The 1,135-nt window shown below is 61.1% G+C and carries 3 protein-coding genes; all 3 read left to right on the top strand.

Annotated features, from left to right (window positions below; translation table 11 throughout):
- Positions 1-230, top strand: a 230-nt coding sequence (locus EN742_RS35585; RefSeq protein ID WP_189375748.1) for an aspartate/glutamate racemase family protein, incomplete at its 5' end; no start/stop codon positions are given.
- Positions 231-323: 93 nt separating this feature from the next.
- Positions 324-719 (top strand): DUF4345 family protein, encoded by a 396-nt coding sequence (locus EN742_RS35580; RefSeq protein ID WP_126057603.1) that lies wholly within the window; start codon positions 324-326, stop codon positions 717-719.
- A 246-nt stretch (positions 720-965) separates the two neighbouring features.
- Positions 966-1,135 (top strand): F0F1 ATP synthase subunit delta (locus tag EN742_RS35575; RefSeq protein WP_189375747.1); only part of this gene is annotated, 170 nt, incomplete at its 3' end.

Genomic DNA, 1,135 nt, shown 5'->3' with positions numbered 1-1,135 from the left:
TGGTACACCGGGTGATCTATGACGAACTCTGCCAAGGCATCGTCAAATCCGAATCGCATGCGGCCTATGTCGAGGAAGTTGGCCGCCTGCGGCGCGATGAGAACATCGACGGCGTCATCATGGGCTGCACCGAGATCACCATGCTGATCGGCCAGGCGGACTTCGACATTCCGGTGTTCGACACCACGCGCCTGCACGCCGAGGCGGCGGTCGCATTCGCCCTGTCTTGATACGCCTTCCTAAAGTTCCGGCGCCATCTGGCGCGCGGCTTTTCCTCCGCTAGAATGCCCCGGTTTTCAAACAGGCATTTACGAGGGGGCAAGATGGAATTTGCGTTTCCGTGGCCGATGAGCCAGGGCGAGTGGCTGGCATGGTCGAGCGCCGTGGCGACCTTGCTCATCGGCCTGTTGCTGTTCCTGGCGCCGAACCTCGCTTTCAGGATCCTCAGGCTGCAGGCCAGGCCGGAGAAGGCGGCGGCGATCGCCGAGGGGCGCGGCCGCATGTCGGGCTTCTATCTCGGCGTCAGCCTGTGCTGCATCCTGCTCGCGCAGCCGCTGCTTTACATGGCGCTCGGCTTCTCCTGGCTGTTCACCGCTTTCGGCCGTTTGCTGTCGATGATGTCGGACGGCGCCAACACCCCTTTCAATTGGGCTTCCATCGTGGTTGAACTGGTGCTGGCGGCGTTGCCGCTGGCCTTTGCTTTCGGCTTTTTGCCCTGAATCACCGACTAATCCGCCGCTTGCGGCCGGGCTCTACCGCCGGATGCGACAAAAGTGCCTGAAAACCATGCCGGACGACGCATTGCGGTCTTAAAAGGCCTGTGCTAGACGGCAATCGACTTTCGGCCGGGGATAGCGGAAGCCGCGCCTCCGTGCTTGGAAAAATGCAGTAAGGTCAAAGATTTAGCCAGAGTTCTCGCTCGCGCCAACAATCTGCGGCCTGTCAGACAAGAGAAAAGACGGTCCGTGGCTCAATCGTCATCGCCAATCTCAGCTGTCGCAGAACGCTATGCGGGTTCGCTGTTCGAACTCGCGCTGCAGGCAAATTCGGTCGCCCAGGTCGAGGCCGACCTCACCAGTTTCGAGGCGCTGCTTGAAGGCAGCGCCTCGAAACTGGTGAGGTCGGCCTCTGTCTC

Source organism: Mesorhizobium sp. M4A.F.Ca.ET.020.02.1.1 (assembly GCF_004022645.1).
Classification (GTDB): Bacteria; Pseudomonadota; Alphaproteobacteria; order Rhizobiales; family Rhizobiaceae; genus Mesorhizobium.
The sequence above is the reverse complement of the archived record's forward strand: the minus strand, read 5'-3'. Positions and strand labels throughout refer to the sequence as shown.